Origin of the sequence: Pedobacter sp. G11 (assembly GCF_003860265.1) — a bacterium.
In the GTDB taxonomy this organism is placed as follows: Bacteria; Bacteroidota; Bacteroidia; order Sphingobacteriales; family Sphingobacteriaceae; genus Pedobacter; species Pedobacter agri.
The window spans coordinates 4,067,198-4,092,299 of sequence record NZ_CP034190.1; the positions used below are offsets into that span (position 1 = coordinate 4,067,198).

Here is a 25,102-nt window from a genome sequence, read left to right on the forward strand (position 1 = left end):
AGCTTTTTTATAGTTTTGATACCGCCGATTTATGACAGCAATAGAGATTTTACAAAAGTATTGGGGACACCAGGCTTTCAGACCATTACAGCAAGATATCATAACTTCCGTTTTGGAAGGAAATGATAGCCTGGCATTGTTGCCAACTGGCGGAGGCAAATCTATTTGTTTTCAGGTTCCGGCATTAGTGAAAGAAGGAATCTGCATTGTTGTTTCACCATTGATAGCCTTGATGAAGGATCAGGTAGAAAACCTGAAATCAAAAGGAATTGAAGCCATTGCTATTTATGCAGGTATGGGAAAACGAGAAATCGATATACTGCTGGATAATTGCATTTATGGGAAAATCAAATTCCTTTATTTGTCGCCAGAAAGGTTATTATCTGATTTGGTTCGTGTCCGCATTTCTTATATGAACGTTAATCTTATCGCTGTTGACGAGGCACATTGTATTTCGCAATGGGGTTACGATTTTCGGCCTCCTTATCAGCAGATTTCCAAACTAAGAGAAATTCTTCCAGATGTACCTATTTTGGCATTAACCGCTACAGCTACAGAATTTGTTCGCAAAGATATCATAGAAAAACTGGAGATGAGAAATCCTCAGATTTTCGTTAAAAGTTTTGCCAGAGATAATTTAAGCTACGTGGTTTTCGGGCAGGAAGATAAATACAAAAAGTTGATAGAAATTTGTAGAAACGTAAAGGGTACAGGCTTAGTTTATGTTCGTAACCGCAGGGAAACAGCTGAGGTGTCGAATTTTATTAACCGCAATCAAATCAAAGCTGATTTTTACCATGCGGGATTAGAACGCGATATTCGTTTCCAGAAACAAGAAGATTGGAAGCAAAATATAACCCGAATTATGGTGGCTACAAATGCTTTTGGTATGGGTATTGACAAGGCTGATGTTCGCTTTGTAGTGCACCTGGATTTGCCTGAAAGTTTGGAAGCCTATTATCAGGAAGCGGGAAGGGCTGGTCGCGATGAGAAACGAAGTTATGCCGTTTTACTTGCTAATCAATCTGATGTTCTAAGTCTGGAATCTCGCTACATTAACAGTTTTCCGTCGCCAGATGAAATCAGAAAAGTTTATCATTATTTAGGAAATTATTTTCAATTGGCATTTGGAGCAGGAGAGGGAATCACTTTTACTTTTGATATAGCTGATTTTTGTAAGCGTTTTAACATTAGTGTGTTAAAAACAATTTCTGCGTTGAAATTTTTAGAGCATGACGGTTACATCACTTTATCTGAAAGTGTGTTTTTACCTTCCCGATTGATGTTTATTGTTGGGCATGAAGATGTTTATCGCTTTCAAATTGAAAATAAAGCTTATGATGGCGTGATTAAAACTATTTTAAGATCTCATGGCGGTGCATTTGATGGGTTTGTAAAAATTAATGAGGCAGATTTAGCCAAGAAACTGGGCATTTCTTTTAAAGATATCATCGCTGTGCTAAACAAACTCCAATCCATTGAAATGCTCACATACATTCAACAAACTGATCAACCACAACTGCAATACGTTCGTGCAAGGGTAGATATGGATCATTTTGATCTGGACGTAAAATACCTCGAACTCAGAAAAGAGATTTTGCTAAAGCAGGTCAATGCCGTGGTGTCGTATACTACATCGCGTAAATGTCGAAGTATTCAGCTATTAAATTATTTCGACGAACATAATGCAACGAAATGTGGCGTTTGCGATATTTGCCTTGCAGAAAAAAGAGCAGAGCATGAATCGAAATTGAGTGACGAAATTTCTTATGAAATCATTTCTTTACTTCAGCAACAACCCTTAGGTTTAGACGATTTGGTCAATCATATCAAAAATGGTGTGGAAAACGAAAGGATAGATGCGATTAGAGAATTATTAGATGCGGGTAAGATAAAAACTGACGGGAAGAAATATTATCTTTGATTTTAGATTTACGAATTACGATTTTACACTATCAATACCAAAAATTCAACTTTCAAAACCTATCCATGATAGAGAAAAACAATAAGAAAACCATACGTTCTTGGGCTTTCTTCGACTGGGCAAATTCAGCCTATAATTTAGTTATCACTTCAACAATTTTCCCTGCTTATTACACCATCATCACTACAACAAAAGAACATGGCGATAAGGTAACTTTTCTTGGCAGAACATTTGTAAATACCTCTTTATCTAATTATGCATTGTCGTTTGCGTATCTCATGATGGCTTTAGCCTTGCCAATATTATCATCTATTGCAGATCGGCGAGGCAATAAAAAATCGTTCATGAAATTCTTTACCTACATGGGTGGATTATCGTGTATGGCTTTGTGTTTTTTCAAGCTGGATACTTTGCAAATCAGTATTTTGTTCTTTGTACTGGCAGCAATGGGTTATATAGGCGGAGTGCTTTTTAGTAATTCTTATTTGCCGGAAATCGCAACTGAAGAACACCAGGACAGAGTGAGTGCACAAGGATTTTCTTACGGATACGTGGGCTCAGTGGTGCTTCAATTGATTTGTTTTCTTTTTGTACTTAAACCTGAGTGGTTTGGAATTGTTGATGCATCATTTCCACCGCGATTATCATTCTTATTGGTTGGCCTTTGGTGGATTGCTTTTTCACAAATACCATTTGCGGTGCTACCCGATGGGACGCCTCAAACCGGAAAAGTAAAGACTAATATTATCAAAGATGGTTTCAGCGAATTAACTAAAGTTTGGAAACAACTAAAGTTGATAAAGAAATTGAAAGGTTTTTTGCTGTCATTTTTCTTTTATTCTATGGGTGTTCAAACCATTATGTTAGCAGCTGCCGGTTTCGCAGAAAAAACATTAAAATTAGGAACTGCTAAACTAATCGCTGTGATCCTGATTATTCAGTTGGTAGCTATTCCGGGTGCGTTACTGATGTCATTTTTAGCAAAAAAATGGGGAAATGTAAATGTATTAATAATGGTGGTGTTGATCTGGATTGGTTGTTGCATTTATGGCTACAATATTACCAACGAATATCAATTTTACTCCCTAGCGGCGATCGTAGGCTTAATCATGGGCGGAATCCAGTCGTTGTCACGTTCCACATATTCGAAATATCTGCCAGCAAACACGCCAGACAGTACATCGTTTTTTAGTTTTTATGATGTAACTGAAAAGCTTGCCATCGTAATCGGTCTATTTAGTTTTGCATACATTGAAGATTTAACCGGGAATATCCGTTATTCTATTATCGCTTTGGCATCATTTTTTATAGTTGGCTTGGTGTTTTTAGCGCTCTTGAAAAAAATCGAACGCAAAGAAATAGTAAAAGTGTAAGTTTGTAGGCTAAAGAATACCTGTTGATGAAAGTAGAATTGTTTGTTCCCTGTTTTGTAGACCAATTATATCCCGAAACCGCTTTTAATACGTTAAGATTATTAGAAAAATCAGGATGTAAAGTGGAATACAATTCCAAGCAAACATGTTGCGGTCAGCCGGCCTACAACGCTGGTTACTGGGATGAAGCCAAAGAAGTTGGCACTAAATTTTTGAATGATTTCACAGAAAACACTTACGTGGTTGCACCTTCAGCTTCTTGTGTTGGAATGGTAAAAGGCGGTTATAACGATTTATTTACCAATACAATCGTTCATAATAAGTGTCGCAGTCTGCAATCAAACATCTGGGAGCTTTCAGATTTTTTAATTAACGTAGCTAAAAAGGATTATTTCGGAGCAGAATTAGAAGGTAAAGCCGTTTATCACGATTCTTGCAGCGCTTTACGCGAGTGCAAAATCAAAGATGAACCTCGCCAGCTTTTATCAAAAGTACATGGTTTGGAAATGCTCGAACTTGCCGATAATGATATGTGTTGTGGTTTTGGTGGTACATTCGCTGTGAAATTCGATGCAATCTCTTCTGCCATGGCAGAGCAAAAAGTAAATCATGCGCTTGCTCAACAAGCCGATTATATTATTTCTACAGATCTATCTTGTCTTTTACATCTTCAGGGTTACATCGATAAAAATAAGCTCCCAATTAAAACCATGCATATTGCCGATGTTTTATGCAATGGTTGGTTAGAAAGTACTGAGTACTAGGCTTAGTAAGTTTTATGGTCTGTTGGCCAACGATATTAACAACATTTATGTTAAATCTATACCCTTATTAAACCTTTTTCAAAATTTTGATTCAAACACGAACAAAACATAAAACAATGAAACCATTATGGTTTATAAAAATTAACTTTTAAATAAAGCCATGAGGGCTTCATCACCCAAAAATCAAATATAAAAAAGATGAAAAAAATATTCTTGGCGCTATTTAGCGTGTTCACTTTGGTATCTGTTGCAGATGCACAAAAGAAAACTTCGGGAGCTATTCAATTTGAAAATACTGTTGACCCTGCAGCGATGGCTGCTGCAAGTGGAATGCAGATTCCAGACCAAATGAAAGCAAGAATGCCTTCAAGCAGTAAATCGAATTTCGAATTGCTTTTTAATGCAACTAATGCCAGCTACATGCCTGTCGAAGAAACTGAAGATAGCAACGGTGGAGGTAGCGGCGGCGGAATGGGCCGGATGATGATGCGCTTTGGCGGAGCTGGTGGCAATAGAGAATATTATTATTCTTTTGCTGATCAGAAATTAAGTGAGGTTTTTGATTTAAACGATACAACTTATTATATGCCAAGTAAACTGGAATTATCAACTTCTGGTCCTATTGGTTCGTTTAGAATGGGTGGTAGAAATTCCGGAGATACCGCAAACGCTAAACCCGTTGTTCCTCCAAGAATTGAAGTTGTTAAAACGGATGCCACAAAAAAAATCATTGGTTTCGATTGTAAAGAAGTCATTGTTAAATCAACCAGATCGGTAAAGATTTTAGATGTAGAGCGAGATGTAACCGAAGAAACCCACATCTGGTATACCAATGATTTGGGTTTCAATTTTTCACCAAACCCAAAAATGTGGACTGAAGGTGCGGTATTAGCCATTGAAGGTAGAGGTAATAGTACGATAGCAAAAAGCATTGAGTATAGAGGCGTAAGTGCTAAAGATGTTACTGCGCCTAAAAAGGCTAGGTTGATTACCGAGGCAGACTACAAAACGAAAATGGATAACATGATGAAACGTTTCAGAAATAACAGACCAGGCGGTAATTTTGGTGGTGGCAGAGCTGTTGTAATTGGCGGTGGACCATTTTAAACATCACATTTAACTTATTTTGAGCCTGTTCGATCTTATCGGACAGGCTTTTTTGATTTCAGAAGGAGTTGGCATGGATAAAATTAAATACGCGATTAATTCGTAGAAGAAATTTCCCTATCTTCGCGGTAATTAAAAATCACTTTGTATGTGATTAGAACTAATTATTTTTTAAACCGTTCCGAATCTTAAACAAAAGAACAAGGAACAAATCATAGTTGTAGATGATTAATATTACATTACCTGATGGATCTGTCCGTCAGTACGAGAAGGGCACTTCCGCCCATCAAATTGCATTATCAATTTCTGAGGGTTTAGCCCGAAACGTTTTAGCTGCCGAGGTAAATGGCGAAGTTTGGGATTCCACACGCCCAATTGAGTCAGATGCATCAGTAAAATTATTAACCTGGAATGATACCGCTGGAAAATCAACATTCTGGCATTCATCTGCCCACTTAATGGCCGAAGCTTTAGAAGCGCTTTATCCAGGTACTAAATTTGGTATCGGTCCGGCAATTGAAACCGGTTTTTATTATGATGTAGATTTTGGCGATAAAGAATTCTCATCAGATGATTTCAAAGCAATTGAAACTAAAATAATTGAGTTGGCTAAACAAAAGGAAACTTTTGTACGTGAAAGCGTAAGCAAAGCTGATGCAGTTAAATATTTTACAGAAAAAGGCGATGAGTATAAATTGGATTTGATTGATGGTCTGGAAGACGGAAAAATCACTTTCTATACTCAAGGTCAGTTTACCGATTTATGTCGCGGTCCGCACATTCCAAATACCGGTTTTATAAAGGCAGTGAAACTGATGAACGTGGCCGGCGCTTATTGGAGAGGTGACGAAACTAAAAAACAGTTGACACGCATTTACGGGGTAACTTTTCCTAAGGCTAGCGAACTAACTGAATATTTAGCGATGATCGAAGAAGCCAAAAAACGCGATCACCGTAAACTTGGAAAAGAACTTGAACTATTTGCATTTTCGGAAAAAGTTGGAATGGGTTTGCCATTATGGTTGCCTAAAGGAACTGCTTTGCGTGAACGTTTGGTGAACTTTCTAACAAAGGCACAGGCAAAGGCTGGTTACGAACAAGTTGTAACGCCACACATCGGGCACAAAAACCTATATGTAACTTCTGGTCACTGGGAAAAATATGGCAAAGATTCATTCCAGCCTATAAAAACCCCGCAAGAGGGAGAGGAGTTCTTCTTAAAACCGATGAATTGCCCGCATCACTGTGAGATTTATAAAACAAAACCGCGTTCTTACAAAGATCTTCCGGTTCGTTTTGCAGAATTTGGTACCGTATATCGTTACGAACAAAGCGGTGAATTACATGGTTTAACCCGTGTACGCGGCTTTACTCAGGATGATGCACACTTATTCTGTATGCCAGAACAAGTGAAAGAAGAGTTTAAGAAAGTTATAGATTTAGTGCTTTACGTATTTAAATCCTTAGGTTTTGAAAACTATACTGCTCAGATTTCGTTAAGAGATCCGGAGAACAAAGCGAAATATATTGGTTCTGATGAAAACTGGAAATTATCTGAAAATGCAATTATCGAAGCAGCTGCCGAAAAAGGCCTAAATACTGTTGTAGAGTATGGCGAAGCGGCTTTTTATGGCCCGAAGCTAGATTTTATGGTGAAAGATGCTTTAGGTAGAAAATGGCAGTTAGGTACCATTCAGGTTGATTATAACTTGCCAGAGCGTTTCGAATTAGAATACACTGGTAGCGACAACCAGAAGCATAGACCTGTAATGATCCACCGGGCGCCTTTTGGTTCACTGGAAAGATTTATTGCTGTTTTAATTGAGCATTGTGCCGGAAATTTCCCATTATGGTTGAGTCCTGAACAGTTTATCATTCTTCCTATTTCAGAAAAATATGAAGATTATGCAAAAAAAGTTTTAGATGAACTAAATAATTCCGATATTCGCGGGCTGATTGACTTTCGTGACGAGAAAATCGGACGAAAAATCCGCGATGCTGAAGTTAAAAAGATCCCATATATGCTCATTATCGGCGATAAAGAGATGGCTGAAGATAAAGTTTCAGTTCGTAAACATGGTGAGGGTGATTTGGGCGAAATGACGTTGGAGGAATTCAACAATTTATTAAGAAAAGAAATAACAGTTTAAATTAAATAATACAAATTTGGCATTAGGAAGACCAGGATTTAACAGGGGACCACGTCCGCCTTTTAAGAAAAAAGAAGCAGAACATAACATTAATCAGTACATTAAATCGCCTGAAGTGCGTTTGGCTGGCGATAATGTTGAACCGGGGATTTATCCTTTGGCAAAAGCTTTGGCACTTGCTGATGAACTGGAATTGGATTTGGTAGAAATTTCTCCAAATGCAGTACCACCCGTTTGTAGAATTATCGATTACAGTAAGTTCGTTTACGAGCAAAAGAAAAAGCAAAAGGAAATTAAAGCCAATGCTAAGCAAACTGTAATTAAGGAGATTCGTTTTGGTCCGAATACAAACGACCATGATTTCCAGTTTAAACTAAAACATGCAGTAAGCTTTTTAGAGAATGGTGAGAAGGTTAGGGCTTATGTGCATTTTAAAGGTAGAGCAATTGTTTACAAAGAGCAGGGTGAGATTTTATTATTAAAGTTTGCCCAGGCTTTGGAAGATGTAGGAAAAGTAGAGTTATTACCAAAGTTAGAAGGTAAACGTATGTTCCTTACAGTTGCGCCTAAAGTAGCAAAAAAATAAAAATAGGTTTATAAATTAAAAAACAGGTTATGCCAAAAATGAAAACCAATTCCAGTGCTAAAAAGCGTTTTTCGCTTACTGGAACAGGTAAAATCAAAAGAAACAAAGCATACAAAAGTCACATCTTAACAAAGATGAGTACTAAACGTAAACGTGCTCTTGGAAATGCAGGAATTGTAACAGATGCAGATTCAGGTAACGTTAAACGTATGCTTTGTATCGGAAAGTAATTTATTAATTCACCAGGTATCAGGCATTAAAGATTCTTAAATGAACGCCGCTTACCAAAAAACAACAACAACATGCCACGTTCGGTAAACGCAGTAGCTTCGAGAAGAAGAAGGAAAAAAGTCCTTAACCTTGCAAAAGGTTATTGGGGAGCAAGAAGTAAAGTTTTTACGGTTGCTAAAAACACAGTAGAAAAAGGTTTGCAATATGCATACCGTGACCGTAAAGTTAAGAAAAGAGAATTCCGCGGATTATGGATCCAACGTATTAATGCAGGTGCACGTCAGCACGGTATTTCTTACTCTCAATTAATCGGTAAACTTGCTTCAAAAGAAATCGGTTTAAACCGTAAAGTATTGGCTGATTTAGCAATGAATCACCCAGAAGCTTTCAAAGCTGTAATTGATGCAGTAAAATAGAAATTCTCGCCATCGGCGATTATGATATTAAAAAAGGGAACCAATTTGGTTCCCTTTTTTGTTAAATGAGGCTATTGGTAAATTTCATCTTGATACCACTTTGGAAGTTCAGGATGGTTTTGAAAATCTCAATCAAGGTTACCTTTTCAATTTTTGTAAGGTTATTGATCTCAATTAAATTATTCGGGCTTACCTGATATTTGATAATCTGATCGGCCTGGTTTTTCAATCTTAAACCCATCAAATAATAATAGGATTGCGTTAGCTCGTTATACTGCGTTTGATTAAACACACCTAAATCCTTCAGTTGCCTTAATCTTTCACCTGTATTTTCACGTTGAAAAATTCGGTTCTGCAAGGCATAAACACGAACCAAGTCTACAATTGGAGTCATTGCTGTTTTAATATCAAATACCTCCTTACGCTCTATCTTCTGCGTTTTGATGTTCCTGAAATAGGTTAATGGTGGTTCATATAGAAGCGCATTTTTTGCCAGATACACGTAGAATTTTTCAATTGGCTTTTTAAGTTCTTCATCAACAAATTCCCTGAGGTTTTGCATAATTTCTAAATCTCCGTAAATCGCCCGGCAATCAAAAAAAGCAGCAAACTTTACAGCAGCTTCTGGTAAGGCTTCTTCAATCCAATTTTTGTAATTGTATTTCCAGTGTGATAATGAATGCGTCCAATTCGGATTGGTTGCCATGTAGTCGCCATCGCAATATACGAAACCAACGTAGTTTAACTTATCTGAAACCTGTGTGGCAAAGTCTAGAAAATAAGTACGTACCATAGCCCTTTGATCTTCTGATGTATCTTCGTAGATAATCGCATTATCCTGATCTGTTTTAAGCGAAAGTTCTTTCCTTCCTTCACTTCCTAAAACCATAAATACAAATTTTGCCGGCGGTGGACCAATTTTACGAATTACATCTTCAATAATTTTGTTGGAGATGGTATCAGCAATTGTTGTAATCACCTGATTGACGATTTCGGCATGTACACCTCTTTCTAATAATTGGGCAACTATGCCTGGAACTTTTTGCCATTTGGATTTTAGCTCGTCAATGGTAGTAGCCGATTTTACGGATTGAATAAATACCAGTGGGGACTTTGTTTGTTCACTGAGCAATCTGTTTCGGCTTAAAAAGCCAACAAACTTCCCGTCATCTTCCACTAGTAAATATCTAGACTTACTACTAAACATCAATAAAATAGCTTCATAAACATAAGCATCAGCAGATATGCTAACGATTTCATGATCCATTACACTACTAATCGGTTCTTTGGAGCTAATTTGTCCGGCAATCACTCGATCTCGTAAAGTAATATCAGTAACAAAGCCGATAAACTGGTTTTCGTTGTTGGTAACAAACAGGCAACTTGTTTTTTGCTCGGCCATTTTTTTTGCTACCTCGAAAATCGGGGTAGATTCATGGCTTTCGATGATGTTTCTGTAGCTCACACTTTTTATAGTAGAGGAATACAGTTGATCAACAACCAAATAATTATCCTCTAAAGTGTTGTTATTCCGGTAAAAATGAGCATACTCATCATCAAGCATTCGCTTGCCGAAATCGTTGGCAAAAAAATCGAAAAACTCCTCATATTCCGTACATATTCTTTTAAAATCTTTCCGAGGTAAAAAATAGGTGTGGGTTCCGGCTGTTGCAATTACGGTTTTTAACGACTTTCTTTTGTTAAATAAAATTGAAATCCCGCCACAGATTGAGCCGGCCAAATAAGTTTCTGGTTTTCTTTTGGCTTTATTATGATCAAGAAAAAAAGTCTCGAAATTACCCGTTTCAATTATTTGAATACCTTTGAGTTTTTGAATTCCTTGTTCAAATACTTTCGTTTCAATAGGATAGGAGCGTTCTTCTAAAAGAGTAGAGATTTCAACCTGCACATTTTCAGGCAATCCATTAAAGGGAGCAGTATTTTTTAGAAATGTCAATTTATCGCTCATAAATTAAATAGAAAATAATCGACTAATCAGTTTCTTAACAGAGTTATTTTTATCAGAAGCGCCTGGTATCGCAAATTCCTCTTGTTGCGCCTCAATTTTTTCGAAGTTAACTTCTCCAGTTCGAAATAGATGAAAGAAAATTTTTGCAGTGTTTAATGCATCAAATAATGCGTTATGAAAATCTTTAGGTTCTTCGTTAAACAGTTCGAAATAAAACTGGTTAAGCTTCAAAAGTTCAACTTCAGGATTTCTAACATAAGGTTTGCTCGCTTTCATCGTGCAAAATAAAGTTAGGTTTTGCAGCACATTAACAATGTCCAATCGTTGGAATTCTACATTTATCATGTGATAATCAAACTCCACGAAATGACCAACGATCAATGGTTTATATTTTTTGATATCCTCATGAAATGCATTCATAACGAATGCTCTCGGCTTTCCGTTTGCTTGAAGATATTCTGTAGTGATGTGGTGTATTTTTTGAGATGACTTTTCGATCTTGAAGCCATCATTTTCAATAAAATAGTTTTTCCGATCTACCTCAATGAAATTTTTATCATATACCACCCATGCGATCTGAATGATATGGGGCCAATTTTTATCCTGAGTATAAGATACTTTCCAGCTTTTGGGCAAGCCTGAGGTTTCAGTATCTATAAAAAGGAAATAATCTTGCAAGATGAATGATGTTTGATTAGAAAACGAATTGTGATATATATCCAAATATAATAATTAAACGCTGTTTTCGATTAGTTGCTTATCGATACTATTTAAGTTTTTGTTCATCCTCAATTTAAATGAAAAACTCCATTGTTTGCTGCAATGGAGTTTTTCGTTCTATAAATTTAAGGAGAGGTATAGTAGTGCTGCAAGTGTGGCTCCAATAATTGGCCCAACAATCGGAACCCATGAATAGCCCCAATCGCTGGAGCCTTTGCCCTTCATGGGAATAATGGCATGAATAATACGTGGGCCTAAATCACGAACGGGATTAATTGCGTACCCTGTAGTGCCGCCAAGCGCCAGTCCGATAACCCAAACCAGGAACGCTACGGGAATTGCACCAAGTGAACCTAAACCAATTGGCGTTTTATCGCTTCCCATTTCGGCGTTGGTAAAATAGAAGATCACAAAAATCAGCACAAAGGTTCCCAGTATCTCCGAAAATAAATTCGATTTCAAATTTCTTATTGCTGGAGCTGTGGCAAACGGCGCTGCTTTAAGTCCTTTATCATCCGTAGCATCGAAGTGATCTTTATACATCACCCAAACTAAAAATGAACCAACCATAGCACCGCAAAGCTGTGCTAAAATGTAGTATGGAACTTTTACCCAATGAAATTTTTGTGCGATTGCCAGGGCAATGGTAACCGCCGGATTTAAATGTGCACCACTAAATGGCGCTGCAATAACAACACCAACAAATACCGCTAGCGCCCAGGCCGTCGTAATTACAATCCAGCCGCTATTATTTCCTTTCGTGCCTGTAAGCACAACGTTTGCTACAACACCGTTTCCAAGAAGGATCAGTAGCGCTGTGCCGAAAAATTCTGCAACAAATTCTGTCATGATGAATACTTGGTTAAAATCTAAACTAAAAAATTAATCTTCAGCGCTTGCCTTTGCTGCTTTGATAGCTCTGTTCCATCCCTTAATACGAGTTGTATTATCAATTCCATCTTCTGCTACAAATGTTTTATCGGCATTCCACTGAGAACGTATCTGATCAATGCTATCCCAAAAGCCCGTCGCTAAACCAGCCAAATAGGCTGCCCCTAGAGCGGTTACTTCGGTAATTTCCGGGCGAATAACTTTGCAGTTAAGCAGATCTGCCTGAAACTGCATCAATAAGTTATTCGCCGTAGCACCACCATCTACCCGTAATTCAGCAATATTTACACCGGCATCAGCTTCCATTGCTTTTAACACATCCATGGTTTGGAAAGCAATACTCTCTAAAGCTGCCCGGGCAATATGCGACTTATTAGTGCCACGCGTTAATCCGGTGATCGTTCCTCTGGCATGCTGGTTCCAGTGTGGCGCACCCAAACCTGCAAAAGCCGGAACCACGTAAACTCCATCAGTATCTTTAACTTTTTGTGCTAATGTTTCTACATCTGCCGATTTCGATATCAAACCCATTTCATCTCTCAGCCACTGAACAACAGCACCACCAATAAATATACTTCCTTCTAGCGCATAATGAACCTGATCTTTGATCTGCCAAGCAATGGTGGTAAGCAAGTTATTTGCAGAAAGTTTTGGCTCTGTTCCGATATTCATAAGCATAAAACATCCTGTTCCGTAGGTATTTTTTACCATCCCTACTTCAGTACACATTTGTCCAAATAATGCAGACTGTTGGTCGCCAGCAATACCTGCGATCGGAATTTTTGCTGCTAAAATTTTACCAGCTGTTTCCCCATATACTTCGCTTGATGATTTAACTTCAGGCAGCATACTTTTAGGAATACCAAATAGTGTTAGCAATTCATCATCCCAGGCCAAATTATGAATATTATAGATCATTGTGCGAGAGGCATTGGTAACATCAGTGACATGCTTCTCGCCGCCAGTTAATTTCCATATCAGCCACGAATCTATGGTGCCGAAAGCGAGTTTGCCGGCATCGGCTTTCTCTCTTGCGCCTTCCACATTCTCCAGTATCCATTTTGCTTTGGTCGCAGAAAAATATGAATCGATAATCAAACCAGTTTTACCCTGAATTTTTTTTGCTAAACCCTGGGCCTTAATCTCATCACAATAAGCTGATGTTCTTCTATCTTGCCAAACAATAGCGTTATAAACAGGTAGGCCGGTTTCCCGATCCCAGACAACGGTAGTTTCCCGTTGATTAGTGATCCCTATAGAATCGATATCTGTAGCTGAAAGACCAGCTTTAACAATCACTTCTGCTGCTACCGACAATTGGGTAGACCAAATCTCTAACGGATTGTGTTCTACCCAGCCTGCCTGAGGATAAATCTGGGTAAATTCTTTCTGTGCAATGGCAACAATTTCGCCGTTATGATTAAAAATGATCGCCCTCGAACTTGTGGTTCCCTGATCAAGGGACATGATATACTTGCTCATAATTGATTTGGTTAGTTTTATTTGGCTAAAGCCGGTTGTGTTTCAATTTCTACAGATTGATATATATAGCCATTGGCTAAATTATTAAAATTATTGATCTGATCGTTTTCCCAACTAATTTGTTGCTTAAGTTCTTTGGCGAGAAGCGAAGCCACAACTGGTGCCATCTCTTTAGCAGCGTAGGCGTCTATAAATAGTATTCTTAATCTCCTGCTTAAAATGTCTTCGATTGTTTCTGCCATTTCATTTCTTGCAGACCAAACCACCTCTGCTTTAATATAAGGAAAAGCTGGATGAAGTTTTTCATTTAGTTCAGGTTCCTGTTGACCCAGCTTTTCGATATTTGCCCTATCTGTTCCGTAAATATCAAGATGATGATTTCCTTTGGTCTCCGTACTACCATGAATTTTCAATGTTTTCGTAATGCAAGGATTGGCGCTTAAATTAGCATGCATTATCGCCAGATCTACAGTTTCTTCTGCCATTCTTCGATACGTAGTCCATTTGCCACCGGTTATTGTAATCAAACCTTTGGCTGACACTACCAATTTATGATCCCGGCTAATTTCCTTGGTACTGCTACTATCACCATTGGTAGGGGCGGCAAGGGGCCGTAATCCTGAAAACACACTTAAAATATCTGTTTCTACTGGTTTTGTTTTAAAGTATGAAGCAGCAGTTGCCATAATAAAGTCTACTTCTTCTTTTAATGCTCTTGGCTCTAAACTATGTTCATTCAGGGGAGTGTCAGTAGTGCCTACTAATAGATGTTGATGCCAGGGCACTGCAAAAAGCACTCTGCCATCAGAAGTTTTAGGAATCATAAGTGCCGATTCGCTTTCTAAAAAGCTTTTATCCAGAACAACATGTACACCCTGACTTGGCCGAACCATTTTTTTGGAATTTGGATTGTTCATCTTCAGGATATCATCAACAAAAACTCCGGTGGCATTAATTACAACTTTTGCATGTTGTTGCGATGTTTCGCCTGTAATTGTGTCGAGCAGCTCTACACCATTCACTCCGCCATCAGAATTTTTGAGTAGTGCCGTTACTTTCGTATAGTTACATAATACAGCGCCTTGCTCAATCGCTGTTTGTGCGATGTTGATGGCAAGTCTGGCGTCATCAAATTTTCCGTCATAATAACGAACACTGCCCTTTAAACCTTTTTCGTTAATACCGGGCATCATGCTCAAAGTTTGTTTTTTGGAAAAGTATTTCGATTTTCCGAAGCTAAATTTTCCCGCCAGCCAATCGTAGATAGTTAGTCCGGTTAAATATTTGGCAACTGAGAACCAATCATAACACGGGATAATAAATTCTTCTTTATTTACCAGATGCTGGGCATTTTTTTGCAACAACCCCCTTTCAAGAAGTGCATGTTTAACCAAACCAATATCACCCTGTGCCAAATATCTTACACCACCGTGAACAAGTTTGGTACTCCGGCTTGATGTTCCTTTAGCAAAATCCGATTGTTCGATTAATAAAGTTTTCAAACCTCGGGTAACGGCATCGAGTGCTGTACCTAGTCCCGTAGCGCCACCACCAATAATGATGATGTCCCACATGCCGTTATTTGTAAGGTTGTATTGGTGTAGTCTTTTCATTTACTTTATAAAAATAATAAAACGAAACAATACGCAAGTATAAATAATCCTTTTCGAAATAATACAATAACTATGTTAAAAAAAGATTAAATAATTCACACAATCCGTTTTGAGAATTTAATTTGCTATTTTGCAGCTTAAATAAAGAGTATAGTTTATGATGAATTTAGCTGAAAGGCACCAGTTTATTTTAAATCGCTTACAGAGAGATCAATACATCAATGTTGTTGATTTGTGTAAGGAGTTGAAAGTATCATCCGTAACAATAAGAAAGGATTTAAAACTTCTTGAAGATAAGACATTGCTGTTTAGAACACATGGGGGTGCAACTATAAACAATCCATATACAGTAGACAGGCCGGTAAACGAAAAGGAAAAAATACAATCTACTGAAAAAAATAAAATAGGGTTAGCCGCTGTTTCCTTGCTAAACGAAAACGATTCAATAGTAATTGCATCTGGAACTACGGTTTTTTATTTCGCTAAAAATATTCCATCTGGTACAACTTTAACTGTTGTAACCTCGGCTTTGAACGTTGCTTTAGAATTGATGCGTGAACCAAGTATTGAAGTTATACAACTAGGCGGCTTACTAAGAAAAAGTTCCTCGTCTGTTATGGGCTCATATGCAGAGCAGGTTTTAGGCGATTTTTATTTCAACAAATTATTTTTGGGCGTTGATGGAATTGACCTGGATTACGGACTTACCACCACAAATGCGATGGAGGCCCATTTGAATCGAAAAATGATTAATGCTTCTCAAAAAACAGTTGTGCTTGCGGATTCAACAAAATTTGGAAAAAGAGGATTCGGTAAGATTTGCGGTCTTGATGAAATAGACCATATCATAACCGATAAAGGAATTTCTGAACAAATAGTAAAACATTTAGAAAGTTTAGGTGTTACTGTAACTATTGTGTAGAATTGAAAAGTACACATAAACCAAAACGATATAATTTGAATATGGAAACTAAACGAATACACATCTTAGAAGACGATCAGGAAATAAGAAATGTAATTGAAATTTTATTAAAAGAGGAAGGTTTTGAATTACAGCTATCTTCTTCATTTGCCGAATTGAAAAAAAACATTCAGGATGCGATGCCTGATCTTTTTTTATTAGACGTAATGTTGCCTGATGGTAATGGTGCTGAAATTTGTGAAGATTTGAAAACAGACATTTTTACCAAGCACATTCCGATTATAGTAATGTCTGCTCAAAATAATAGTGAACAAAAAGCTATAGCTGCTTTTGCGAATGACTATATCAGTAAACCTTTTGATATCGACGACGTATTGGAGCGCATAAACAAGCAATTAAAAATTAGCTCAGAAAATAGCGCAACAAAAGCGTAGTATGTGCTGTGATGAATACAAGAAAGAGGCATAAGCCTCTTTTTTTATATCGAAACATGACGCATAATTTTCGGTTTTGATGACAAAAAGAATCAGACTGTTTCGTCTAATTTCGGCTGAGGGCATTTGATCATCTAGCTAATTGATAAAATCGACTCATCATTAAATCCGGCTATCTCTAAGTAATTACTTTTTGAAACTCAGAATCGGAATTTTTGCATAAAAGGAAAAGGGCTTAATATTGGATGGATGAAACATGGCATTCCAATAGGGTTGCGACCGATGAATAAAAAATACCATAAGTCCTGGTTTAATTTTTTTTACTGCGGTATTAATATCGTCACATAAAGTCTGTTCTAAATTTCGTTTTAAATATTTTACCTTAACAATTCGCTCCGTTTTTTTTAAAAGTTTGGTTTCTATTGCTATTGCTTTCGGAAGATTTTCTTTTGCATTAACAATATGCAACATAATTATCGAGGCATCCAGTGGCTCCGCGAAAGTGATTACCTTTCTGATTTCTTTTCGATAATTTACCATGTTGCTGGCATAACACACCTGAGTCAATTTTTTAGATGATCGTGTACTAGGAATACTTACTACTGGTACGGGTGATGCAACTATGAGTTTGCTGGCCGTTGTACCAATTATAGCCTTGGATTTTCCATTAGCACCTATGCATATATAATCACATTGAAATAATGCCGCACTATAACAATATAGATTCAATTTCTGAGGATCTTTTTGATAAAATCAAATCTGGTGAGGTTATTAACTATTTAGGATTGGTAAATGATGTGAAGCCTTATATTAGAGATGCATCAGTAATTGTTTTACCTTCATATTATGGAGAAGGAGTACCACGATGTTTACTGGAAGGCATGGCTATGGGAAGACCTGTAATAACATGTAATTCTGTCGGCTGTAGGGAAACTGTAACCGATTTACCTGATAATAGGAATGGCTTTCTGATACCTGTTAGGGATATTGCAGCACTGGCAGGTTCGATGATGCACTACCTCTCCAATCCAACTGATATTATTTTAAATGGCCGGAACGGAAGATTGTTCGCCGAAAAAAAGTTCGATGTGAATTTGGTTAATGCTCAAATGCTGAAAATAATGAAGGTTGCTTCCTAAATAATTTATATTTTTACTAATTGCATTCTATCTCCAACTAATATTCTCCTTAATAATCTTAGCTGGAACTCCTGCTGCCAAACAATTTGCCGGAACATCTTTATTAACTAAGGCACCGGCGGCAATGATAGATCCGTTTCCTATTTTAACACCTTTTAGAATAATTGCTCGTAATCCAATCCAAACGTTGTCGCCGATTTCGATAGGCTTACTGATATCATTTCCGTCGTTTCCGATTTCATGGTTATCAGAATCTCTGATAATTACCCCTTTTGAGATGGCAACATTGTTTCCAATTTTAATAGATTTAAAACACGAAATATCAACATCATTATTAGTATATCCGCTTCCAATTTCAAGTATGGCATTCTTATTAACGGCAATGAAAATTCCCGTGTGAAAATCAAAGTTTCCGTGAACGATCATTTTAGCATTTTCAGCAACCATTAAAGTTGAAAAGCTATGGTTGGTACCTTCCCAGGCAGAACCAACCTGAATCTTATTTTTTATAGTTACCTGAGCGGTTCGATGAATGACAACCTTTGTACGCTTACAGATGATCAGTAAAATGTTAGGAAAATATCCTAATAGAATGTTATGCCACAACGTTGCTAAAATATTACTCTGACGCAATACACTCATCACTTTTGAGAAATTTTTATTCATAACCATCTACTTTAAGTTACGTTTCATAATGCATCACTAATATAAATGAATTTCGATTCTTTTTTACGCTGAAGAAATAAACTAATAATTGCTTGAAGATGCCGAGGTGTCAGTATAATTAAATCATAGTTTTCTTTGAAATAGATGGATTGAAGCTTCAATTGCTAAGCCTTGTAAATCCATCCATTGGTTCATTGGCAATTATCAGTTTCGCTAATAACACTTTATCCAAAATAAATTGGAGCCAAATGATATAGATAAACTCAATCGACTAAATCAATCAATTTAATCATCTTAAAATTCCTTGAATTGTGAAGAATACATTTATTTACAAACGAGCAACCCTAGCAGATTTCAGGCAGGCTATTGATGAATATGGCTGGGTAGTTTATGAAAAAGCAATCAGTCAAAGGTTAATATCTGATATTACAGCAGCTTTCGATTCATCTTACCATATAAGACGTGAGATTCAAATGTTGAATGGCATTGAAGTAAATATGGAAGGCACATTACATCACTTGCTTGAAAAAGACAACTTCTCATTGGAACTGTTAAGTAAACTTTATTGCCATCGAGAGCTTAAAGATTTTCTTGGTGGCAATTATATTTTGAATGGCATCAATGGTGTAATTAATTCTAAAAAAACAAGAACATATATTCAAAATATTCATAGAGATGTGAGAACATTTTCGAGTGAGAACAAAATTATGATTCAAATGATCGTTGTTCTTGATGACTTCACACTGTTCAATGGCGCAACACATTTTCTTTCAGGTTCTCATAAATTAGATCGCCGGCCAGACGAAAAATACTTCAAATCATATGCTCAGCAAGCAATAGCTAAAAAAGGCAGTATTATTTTGTTTGATTCTAATCTTTGGCATGCAGGAGGTATAAATTATACCCGAAAGGTTCGTCGTGCGCTGACGCTCGGTTTTACAAAACCTTATATTAAACAACAGTTTGATTATCCTCGCTATTTAGGCTATGAGTTTGGTGAAACTTTAGCTGCAGATTTAAGGCAAATTATTGGGTATAATGCGAGGGTTCCGGCGAGTTTGCATGAATATTATCAGCCCGTAGAGCAAAGAATGTATAAATCCGATCAAGGTTAAATCTTGTAAATAAAACTCGAAATGCATTTAGCAGAGCCAATAGGTGGATTTATAGGTCTGCAACTGGATGATGGCGATCTTTACTATCCGGATCTGATAGCACTCAATACCGGGAGAAATGCGCTTGAATATATTTTGCGTATCAAAAAATTTAAGACAATTTATTTACCATATTTTACTTGCGAAGTTTTACTAGAACCAATTCGGAAACTAAAGATTGCATATAGGTATTATAGTCTTGACAAAAATCTCTGTCCAATTATAGATTTCATTATTGATGAACAAAGCTGTTTGTTGTATACAAATTACTTTGGTGTAAAAACGGATATAGTTACATCATTAACCAGTAAGATTAAGAATATCATAATTGATAATGCCCAGGCATTTTTCACAAAACCCATAAATAATGCTGACACGTTTTATTCATGTCGGAAATTTTTTGGAGTACCTGATGGGGCATATCTTCATATTGGATCACATAAGCGATTGCAACTGCATCAAGATGAATCGATACATCGATTCTCACATCTAATTAAAGGGGTTGATATCAATACAGAAAAAGGTTACGCTGATTATGTTGAAAATAACAAAAGCCTGGTATATAACGATATCAAGGAGATGTCGCGGATTACTAAGTCTATTCTGGCGGGTACAAATTATCAAAAATGTATAACATCCCGAAAAAACAATTTCGACTATTTACATGAACAGTTTTTTGATATCAATTTGCTAAAAATGAATTACACTTCAAATGATGTAGCTATGGTCTATCCCTTATTGATAGATGACCCAAGCCTAAAGAAAAAATTAATAGAACGAAAAATCTTTATTGCTACGTATTGGCCCAATGTTTACCAATGGACTTCGCCAAGTAGCTTTGAATACAATCTCACTAATAACCTCATAGCACTTCCCATTGATCATCGTTATAATCTGGCAGATATGGAAAGGATTGTGAAAGTTGTAAAATCTCTATTATGAAAGCTGACATTTATTTAAGGCCATTAACGATTGAAGATGCGACAATCTCATCTAAGTGGAGAAATGACCCCGAAATTTGGGTTTTTACCAAATTCGTATCATCAATTTACATCACTCCTGAAATGGAGCGTCAATGGATTTTCGATAAAATTAACCGTAAAAATGAGAAGAGATTTGCAATATGTCTGAAAAATACTAACCTGTATATAGGCAATATCCAACTTTTAAACATTACATCCGAGAGTGCAGAGTTTCATCTATTTATTGGCGAGCGGCAGTTTTGGGGCAAAGGTGTAGGCTATTGTGCATCAGTACTTTTGCTAAAGTACGCATTCTACAATCTCGAATTAAATAGCATTTTTCTAGATGTTCATTCCGATAATTTAGCAGCTTTTTCTATCTACAAAAAAATAGGCTTTAAGCCTATCATGCAGAGTGGCAAATTTATCAAGATGGGAATAGACGCGAAATCTTTAAAAGCGATTACCCTTACCGCCTAAATTCTAAGACATAATTAATTGACTCCTCAAATGAAGAAAATTCTATCAATCCAACAAAAACCGGAATGGACCGCGTACGTGAAGAATGCCCTTCACTATGATTTCTATCACACCTGGTATTACCATTCTTTAGATAGCAGTGGTGTGGCCATCTTATTTGTTTTTGAAGAAAACGAAGACTACATAGCCTTTCCATTATTAAGAAGACAAATCCCAAATTCAGAATTTTTCGACTTCACGTCCGTATATGGCTATGCTGGTCCAATATCAAATAAAAACTTTAGAGATTTGGATGACGGCCTAATGGAAAGATTTAAAACTAGCTTTCTTGAATTTTTAGCTACCGGAAAGAACGTGACCGTTTTCTCAAGGTTACATCCATTTTTTGATCAGCAGTTTTTGATGGAGAAATTTTCTGGCATTCACTCCAACGGCAAAACTGTAGCTATCGATCTTACCACTACCATCGAAACTCAAAGAGCTGGTTATCGAAAAAGTGTTAAAGAAAAAATTAGGCGTCTTCGCAAAAGAGAATATGAAGTTCATCTATCTACTGACCTGAACGACGCTAAAATTTTCGCTAAAATTTATGCTGAAAATATGCGGCGAATTGGAGCACGAGAAAATTACTTGTTTGATGAAGCCTACTTTGTTAACCTATTAACTGCTGATGAGTTTGATACAAAATTATTTTTAGTGTTTAAAGATAACCAGGCTATCTCTGGGGCGATTGTAGTTTGTACAAATGAGATTATGCAGGTACACTTACTTGCTACACTAGATGCTTATCTTTTTGACTCGCCTGCAAAACTGCTAACGGATGAAATTACAGTTATCGGTCGTAAACTGGGCTACAAGTATTTTAATTTAGGAGGCGGTGTAAACTTTAAAGAAGATAAACTATTTGGTTGGAAGAAGGGATTTTCTGACCTGTGTTATGAATTCAACAGTTGGCGGTACATCGCAAATGATGATTTGTATAATTCTCTTGTTATCGAGAAATCCTTGGATTTAGATTCGACAGTAGATTTCTTTCCACTTTATAGAATCTCAGAAGTGGCCTCTTAATCAATTTGCGCTAATTTTTTGGGTTATGTCAATTATAGAAGATAACGCTTCTGCAACTGTTCGCACATTAACAATCGATCAAAAAAGTGATTGGGTTGATTTAGTAAACCGTGCGGTAGAAACTGATTTTTATCATAGCTGGCACTATCATGCTTTAGCAAAAACAGGTACACCATTACTTTTTGTTCATCAGGAAAGAGATGATTTTATTGCGCTTCCATTATTAAAACGCGAAATATCAAAAACGAGCTACTTTGACTTACATTCGGTATATGGCTATTCTGGGCCAATTTCAAATTTTACATTTGCGAACATACCGTCAAAATTAAGAGCAAGATTTAAAAATTCATTTCTTAACTTTTTAGAAGCTGAAAATATTGTCTCGGTTTTTTCTAAAATGCATCCATTTTTTGAGCAGGAAATTGTGTTAGAACAATTTGATGGTCTTTATGATAACGGCAAAACCGTCGCCATCGATTTAAGAAACCCGATAGAAATTCAGCGAAAGAAATACCGTCAAACTACCTTAGACAGTGTTAAAAAATGCCGGAAAATGGGCTTTCAGATTAAAGATTGTTCTGCCCAGGAACAAATTGCTGCATTCACTTTACTGTATCAGCAAAATATGCACCGAATTAATGCATCAGAATTTTACCTTTTTACTGAAGAATACTTTACCAAACTTTTAAATACAGACGAATACCTGGCAAAGCTTATTTTAGTTTATGATGGTGATAAAATTATTTGCGGAAGCATAATTATGTGTAACAAGGGAATTATTCAAGGACATCTCATTGCCACAAACTCACAATACCTTCGATATTCGCCAGCAAAATTTCTAGTTGATGAGGTAAGCTTACTTGGGCGCACTATCGGAATGAGCTACTATCATCTTGGTGGTGGTTTAGGTTTTAAAGAAAACTCTTTATTTGAATGGAAATTAGGATTTTCAGATCTCACGCTAGATTACAAAAGTTGGCGATACATAGCCAATCCTATAGCATATAACGACCTCGTTCTTCAAACTGGAAACTCAATTGATGATAAAGTTGATTTTTTTCCACTGTATAGAATGTCTAACCAGTAAATAATTTAACATTTAATGATTCTCAAGTATGAAAAAGTTGTTATTTCCCGATCAGGCACACTCAAGATGGCTAATCTTATTAATAGATCAATCGATCGTATTTTGGACACTGTTCTTATCAATCTTGCTAACAAATACATTACATATTACCAAAGTATTTAATTTCCATAACTATACTTATGTTGGCTTGTACTCTTCAATTGCCATATGCGTGTTTATGATCATGAAACTTCATACCGGCATCATCCGGTACTCGAACACAGCTGATATTATGCGTGTCTTTCTTGCTGTTTTTATCACCAGTGTTCTTTTTGTCGGTCTAAATAAAATCTTATCTCAAGGTTTACAATTAGCATGGACACAAATGGATAAAGCGCTTATTCTCAACTTCTTCATCTCATCTTCCATTCTTATCTTCCTACGTATTTGCGTTAAAAACATCTTTCTGTTTTTTAAGGAGCTGAAAAACGAAACAAAGGCCGAAAACATTTTAATATATGGAGCTGAAAAGAAAGCAATATTGATTAAGGGAGCAATAGAGAATGATAAAGAGTCTAACTTAAATGTATTTGGTTTTATTGATGATAATAAAGATCGTGTCGACAAATATCTGGAACAAAAGAAAGTTTATCACTCCTCAGCAATTTCCGTTTTAAAACATAAATGTGGTATTAATAAGATCCTGTTTGCTGAAAATTCCGCGAACACTTTAAATAGGAAGCAAATTATCGACACCTGCATAGGTGCGGGCATGAAAGTAATTATGGTTCCACCATCTAACAAATGGTTGTATGGTAAATTTAGCTCCGACCAATTGCGTGATTTAAAAATTGAAGATTTGTTAGAGCGTGAACCAATTAAACTTAACAAGCAAAACATATTAGCAGATTTGCAAGGTAAACGTATTTTAGTAACTGGTGCTGCAGGCTCTATCGGTTCGGAAATTGTTAGACAAGCAATTCAATATCAACCTGAAATGTTAATTTTATGCGATCAGGCTGAAACACCACTTCATGAATTACAGCTTGAATTAGAAGACAGCTTTCAGGCCGGGAAAATCAAATTATTTATGGCTGATGTACAAAATCAAAGCAGATTACGAACTTTATTTGAAGTGTATAAACCACAAATTGTTTTCCATGCAGCAGCTTATAAGCATGTTCCAATGATGGAAGGAAATCCTGCAGAAGCTATTTCTACTAATGTTTTAGGTACAAAAAATATCGCTGATATGTCAATAGAATTTGAGGTTGAAAAATTCGTAATGATATCAACCGATAAAGCTGTTAGGCCAACTAATATCATGGGTGCATCAAAACGGATTGCGGAAATCTATATACAATCGCTCAATAATAGCTTTGATAATGACTTAATTGAACATTATAAAAATCGGGAACAAAATACACGTTTTGTTACCACTCGCTTTGGAAACGTATTAGGTTCAAATGGTTCTGTCATTCCGCGATTCAAAAATCAGATCGAAAGGAAAGGACCAGTAACAGTTACGCATCCTGAAATCACCAGATATTTTATGACTATACCTGAGGCCGTACAATTAGTTATGGAAGCAGGAGCAATGGGCAAAGGTGGTGAAATTTTCCTCTTTGATATGGGAAAACCAATTAAAATTGTTGACCTGGCAGAAAATATGATTCGGCTTGCCGGTTTAACTCCAAATGTTGATATTAAAATAGAATTTACAGGTTTAAGGCCAGGTGAGAAGCTGCATGAAGAGCTACTTTTGCAAGAAGAACAACTTATTGAAACTCATCATCCCAAAATAAAAATTTCAAAAAAAGTTTGCTATAGCTATTTGTATGTGAATAAGGCAATAAATGATTTAATTGAACTTAACAATGATGGCGACGACTTTGCCATAGTAAAAAAAATGAAAGAAATAGTACCTGATTACATTAGCAATAATTCAAGATATGGTGATCTAGATTTGTTAGTGGCTAACTGAT

24 protein-coding genes are annotated in these 25,102 nt (G+C 36.6%); 17 read left to right on the forward strand and 7 right to left on the reverse strand.

Annotation, left to right across the window (positions count from 1 at the left end):
• Positions 1 to 31 precede the first annotated feature (31 nt).
• The 8 genes from EA772_RS17520 to rplT all read left to right on the forward strand — a co-directional run bounded on the left by EA772_RS17520 (position 32) and on the right by rplT (position 8,551).
• Positions 32 to 1,924 carry an ATP-dependent DNA helicase RecQ gene (locus EA772_RS17520; protein ID WP_124914323.1) on the forward strand — a complete coding sequence of 631 codons (1,893 nt, stop codon included), beginning with the start codon at positions 32 to 34 and terminating at the stop codon, positions 1,922 to 1,924.
• 65 nt (positions 1,925 to 1,989) lie between these two features.
• Positions 1,990 to 3,297 (forward strand): MFS transporter, encoded by a 1,308-nt coding sequence (locus EA772_RS17525; protein ID WP_124914324.1) that lies wholly within the window; start codon positions 1,990 to 1,992, stop codon positions 3,295 to 3,297.
• A gap of 26 nt (positions 3,298 to 3,323) precedes the next feature.
• Positions 3,324 to 4,061 (forward strand): (Fe-S)-binding protein, encoded by a 738-nt coding sequence (locus EA772_RS17530; protein ID WP_010600876.1) that lies wholly within the window; start codon positions 3,324 to 3,326, stop codon positions 4,059 to 4,061.
• Positions 4,062 to 4,259: 198 nt separating this feature from the next.
• Complete coding sequence (locus EA772_RS17535; RefSeq protein ID WP_124914325.1) at positions 4,260 to 5,168, forward strand: hypothetical protein; 909 nt, start codon at positions 4,260 to 4,262, stop codon at positions 5,166 to 5,168.
• A gap of 224 nt (positions 5,169 to 5,392) precedes the next feature.
• Positions 5,393 to 7,318: a threonine--tRNA ligase gene (gene thrS, locus EA772_RS17540; RefSeq protein WP_124914326.1), complete on the forward strand. Its 1,926-nt coding sequence runs from the start codon at positions 5,393 to 5,395 to the stop codon at positions 7,316 to 7,318.
• Positions 7,319 to 7,334: 16 nt separating this feature from the next.
• Positions 7,335 to 7,904: a translation initiation factor IF-3 gene (infC, locus tag EA772_RS17545; protein WP_051691975.1), complete on the forward strand. Its 570-nt coding sequence runs from the start codon at positions 7,335 to 7,337 to the stop codon at positions 7,902 to 7,904.
• A gap of 29 nt (positions 7,905 to 7,933) precedes the next feature.
• A complete protein-coding gene (gene rpmI / locus EA772_RS17550) occupies positions 7,934 to 8,134 on the forward strand; it encodes a 50S ribosomal protein L35 (RefSeq protein WP_010600880.1) in 201 nt (66 codons plus the stop codon).
• Positions 8,135 to 8,206: 72 nt separating this feature from the next.
• On the forward strand, positions 8,207 to 8,551 hold the full coding sequence (gene rplT, locus EA772_RS17555) for a 50S ribosomal protein L20 (RefSeq protein ID WP_010600881.1): 345 nt from the start codon (positions 8,207 to 8,209) through the stop codon (positions 8,549 to 8,551).
• Positions 8,552 to 8,612: 61 nt separating this feature from the next.
• Here rplT and EA772_RS17560 read toward each other — a convergent pair whose 3' ends face one another.
• From EA772_RS17560 to EA772_RS17580, 5 genes are all read right to left on the reverse strand, one after another.
• Complete coding sequence (locus EA772_RS17560; protein ID WP_124914327.1) at positions 8,613 to 10,520, reverse strand: DUF294 nucleotidyltransferase-like domain-containing protein; 1,908 nt, start codon at positions 10,518 to 10,520, stop codon at positions 8,613 to 8,615.
• 3 nt (positions 10,521 to 10,523) lie between these two features.
• Entirely contained in the window at positions 10,524 to 11,243 is a 720-nt protein-coding gene (locus EA772_RS17565; RefSeq protein ID WP_124914328.1) for a 3'-5' exonuclease, read from the reverse strand.
• Positions 11,244 to 11,357: 114 nt separating this feature from the next.
• On the reverse strand, positions 11,358 to 12,089 hold the full coding sequence (locus tag EA772_RS17570; RefSeq protein ID WP_010600884.1) for an MIP/aquaporin family protein: 732 nt from the start codon (positions 12,087 to 12,089) through the stop codon (positions 11,358 to 11,360).
• A 33-nt stretch (positions 12,090 to 12,122) separates the two neighbouring features.
• Positions 12,123 to 13,613 (reverse strand): glycerol kinase GlpK, encoded by a 1,491-nt coding sequence (gene glpK / locus EA772_RS17575; RefSeq protein WP_124914329.1) that lies wholly within the window; start codon positions 13,611 to 13,613, stop codon positions 12,123 to 12,125.
• A gap of 17 nt (positions 13,614 to 13,630) precedes the next feature.
• The gene (locus EA772_RS17580) at positions 13,631 to 15,226 is read right to left on the reverse strand and encodes a glycerol-3-phosphate dehydrogenase/oxidase (RefSeq protein ID WP_168187594.1); all 1,596 of its coding nucleotides are present in this window, start codon (positions 15,224 to 15,226) and stop codon (positions 13,631 to 13,633) included.
• A 157-nt stretch (positions 15,227 to 15,383) separates the two neighbouring features.
• On the opposite strand from EA772_RS17580, the gene EA772_RS17585 reads away from it, so the two are divergent.
• Positions 15,384 to 16,148: a DeoR/GlpR family DNA-binding transcription regulator gene (locus EA772_RS17585; RefSeq protein ID WP_124914330.1), complete on the forward strand. Its 765-nt coding sequence runs from the start codon at positions 15,384 to 15,386 to the stop codon at positions 16,146 to 16,148.
• A gap of 41 nt (positions 16,149 to 16,189) precedes the next feature.
• Positions 16,190 to 16,582: a response regulator transcription factor gene (locus tag EA772_RS17590; protein ID WP_116168244.1), complete on the forward strand. Its 393-nt coding sequence runs from the start codon at positions 16,190 to 16,192 to the stop codon at positions 16,580 to 16,582.
• A gap of 186 nt (positions 16,583 to 16,768) precedes the next feature.
• On the opposite strand, the gene EA772_RS17595 is transcribed toward EA772_RS17590, so the two are convergent.
• Positions 16,769 to 17,122, reverse strand: a complete 354-nt coding sequence (locus EA772_RS17595; RefSeq protein ID WP_124914331.1) for a hypothetical protein — start codon at positions 17,120 to 17,122, stop codon at positions 16,769 to 16,771.
• 161 nt (positions 17,123 to 17,283) lie between these two features.
• Here EA772_RS17595 and EA772_RS17600 point away from each other — a divergent pair, with 161 nt between their 5' ends.
• Entirely contained in the window at positions 17,284 to 17,721 is a 438-nt protein-coding gene (locus EA772_RS17600; RefSeq protein WP_124914332.1) for a glycosyltransferase, read from the forward strand.
• A gap of 27 nt (positions 17,722 to 17,748) precedes the next feature.
• Here EA772_RS17600 and EA772_RS17605 read toward each other — a convergent pair whose 3' ends face one another.
• The gene (locus tag EA772_RS17605) at positions 17,749 to 18,387 is read right to left on the reverse strand and encodes a DapH/DapD/GlmU-related protein (RefSeq protein WP_168187595.1); all 639 of its coding nucleotides are present in this window, start codon (positions 18,385 to 18,387) and stop codon (positions 17,749 to 17,751) included.
• 311 nt (positions 18,388 to 18,698) lie between these two features.
• Between EA772_RS17605 and EA772_RS17610 the strand changes: the two genes are divergently transcribed.
• From EA772_RS17610 to EA772_RS17635, 6 genes are read left to right on the forward strand one after another with little or no spacing between them, the layout of a single operon-like run.
• On the forward strand, positions 18,699 to 19,502 hold the full coding sequence (locus EA772_RS17610) for a phytanoyl-CoA dioxygenase family protein (RefSeq protein WP_124914334.1): 804 nt from the start codon (positions 18,699 to 18,701) through the stop codon (positions 19,500 to 19,502).
• Positions 19,503 to 19,523: 21 nt separating this feature from the next.
• Entirely contained in the window at positions 19,524 to 20,483 is a 960-nt protein-coding gene (locus EA772_RS17615) for a hypothetical protein (RefSeq protein WP_124914335.1), read from the forward strand.
• On the forward strand, positions 20,480 to 20,983 hold the full coding sequence (locus EA772_RS17620) for a GNAT family N-acetyltransferase (protein ID WP_124914336.1): 504 nt from the start codon (positions 20,480 to 20,482) through the stop codon (positions 20,981 to 20,983). Before EA772_RS17615 ends, EA772_RS17620 begins: the two co-directional genes overlap by 4 nt.
• Positions 20,984 to 21,013: 30 nt before the next feature.
• Positions 21,014 to 22,051, forward strand: coding sequence for a GNAT family N-acetyltransferase (locus EA772_RS17625; RefSeq protein WP_124914337.1), 1,038 nt, complete (start codon positions 21,014 to 21,016; stop codon positions 22,049 to 22,051).
• Positions 22,052 to 22,076: 25 nt separating this feature from the next.
• Entirely contained in the window at positions 22,077 to 23,138 is a 1,062-nt protein-coding gene (locus EA772_RS17630) for a GNAT family N-acetyltransferase (protein ID WP_124914338.1), read from the forward strand.
• 28 nt (positions 23,139 to 23,166) lie between these two features.
• Positions 23,167 to 25,101, forward strand: coding sequence for a nucleoside-diphosphate sugar epimerase/dehydratase (locus EA772_RS17635; RefSeq protein WP_124914339.1), 1,935 nt, complete (start codon positions 23,167 to 23,169; stop codon positions 25,099 to 25,101).
• Position 25,102 lies beyond the last annotated feature (1 nt).